Source organism: Vibrio sp. Vb1574 (assembly GCF_033338675.1).
Genome location: NZ_JAWOTC010000115.1, coordinates 1 through 1,804 on the forward strand (window position 1 = coordinate 1; position 1,804 = coordinate 1,804).

At 48.5% G+C, this 1,804-nt stretch carries 2 protein-coding genes and 1 pseudogene; all 3 read left to right on the plus strand.

Annotated elements, in window-relative coordinates; genetic code table 11:
- On the plus strand, positions 1-366 hold a 366-nt coding region (locus tag R7O12_RS23970; RefSeq protein ID WP_318126538.1), incomplete at its 5' end, for a dihydrodipicolinate synthase family protein.
- Between the two features lie 72 nt (positions 367-438).
- A complete protein-coding gene (locus R7O12_RS23975) occupies positions 439-1,560 on the plus strand; it encodes an ABC transporter ATP-binding protein (RefSeq protein WP_318126540.1) in 1,122 nt (373 codons plus the stop codon).
- Positions 1,557-1,804 (plus strand): annotated as a pseudogene (locus R7O12_RS23980) (ABC transporter permease); the annotation flags it as partial. The gene R7O12_RS23975 and the pseudogene R7O12_RS23980, both read left to right, overlap by 4 nt.

The window sequence follows — 1,804 nt, forward strand, 5'->3', positions numbered from 1 at the left end:
CGCTTTATCGTGTTCAGTGGTGTTGATGACATTGCGCTTGAGTCGCTGATGTTAGGAGCGACAGGCTGGATTTCTGGCTTAACCAATGCGTTCCCAGAAGAATCAGTTGCAATTTACAAGCTGGCGAGCCAAGGCCGTTATGCAGAAGCGTTAGAAATTTACCGTTGGTTCTTACCGCTGCTGCGTCTCGACACCATTCCTACGCTGGTTCAGTGCATTAAGCTTGCTGAACAAGTGTGTGGCCGTGGTTCAGAGCAAGTTCGTGCACCGCGCCAACTGCTTAAAGGTGAGGAGCGTCAACAAGTGATCCAGATGGTGGAGCACGCGCTTGCTACCCGCTTAGACCTATCAAAATACAATCTGTAATTGAGCTAGTGAGTAGGGCGCTTTGTGGCGCTCTACTTATTTTCGCTATACAAAAATGAACGGAGGGATGCCATGAGCACAGCAAACAAGGATTATGTGAGCTTTCAACATGTTAAGAAAACCTACGACGGTGCAAACTTGGTGGTTAAAGACTTCAACTTAGACATCGCACCCGGAGAGTTTGTCACCATGTTGGGGCCTTCTGGATCAGGCAAAACAACGTGTCTGATGATGCTGGCGGGTTTTGAAACGGCAACGGGCGGGGAGAGTTACATTGATGGCGTTCCGGTAAACAATCTCGCGCCACATAAACGCGACATCGGAATGGTATTTCAAAACTACGCGCTGTTTCCTCACATGACGATTGCGGAGAATCTCGCTTTTCCTCTAAAAGTGCGTAAGCTCGATAATCAAACCATTCAAAATAAAGTACAGAGCGCACTGGACATGGTCGAGTTGGGGCACGTTGCCAGTCGTTATCCAAAGCAGTTATCTGGCGGGCAGCAACAACGTGTCGCGTTGGCGAGAGCGCTTGTGTTTGAACCGAAACTCGTCCTGATGGATGAGCCTTTGGGCGCGTTGGACAAGCAACTTCGTGAGCAAATGCAGATGGAGATTAAACACCTGCACGAAAAGCTCGGCATTACGATTTTGTATGTCACGCATGACCAAGATGAAGCGCTCACTATGTCTGACCGAATCGCAGTTTTTAATCAAGGCGAAGTGCAGCAACTTGCCCCGCCAACGGAACTGTATGAATCTCCGAGTAACGCGTTCGTCGCTCAGTTTATTGGTGAAAATAATCAGCTTTCTGGTGTGGTAAAAGAGTGGCAATCAGAGCGATGCCAAGTCCAGGTCGGCCCCGCTCACTTCGTTGCCAAACCGGTTCGAGTGACCCAAAACGGCGAGCACACCACCTTGTCTATTCGACCAGAGAAAATTTCCATCCAACCTGATGACGAATCGTGTGATAACCAAATTGAAGGCGTGCTGCGTGAGCTAATTTATCACGGTGATCATTATCGATTAGTGGTTGACGTTGAACTGGTTGGTCAGTTTGTTGTGAAAGTGCCCAACGACAACCGAACGCATCTGAACCTTATTCCGGGAACGGTGTGTCGAATTGGGTGGCAAAGTACAGATTGCCATGCGCTAGATGCGATTCAACCAGAAACCGAAGAGGTGGCGGCATGAGTCGAGAGCTAACCTCGTTAGATTCGGTGCTGGAAATCGAACGACATGTGAATCACCAAAAGAGCGATCTCAGAGCCCAACTACAAAAAGCGGAGCGCAATAAAAACCTACGCTCAATCATGCTGACGTTGCCGTTGGTATGCTTTAATTTGCTCACATTTGCGTTTCCTATTTTAGAAATGCTTTATCGCAGTATCGACAACCGAGATATTCCGCAGGCCTTGCCGAAAACAATCCAAGCGTT

What these genes read in the sequence shown, in the direction of transcription:
- R7O12_RS23975 (WP_318126540.1), top strand. Translation starts at nt 439, where the DNA reads ATGAGCACAGCAAACAAGGATTATGTGAGCTTTCAACATGTTAAGAAA.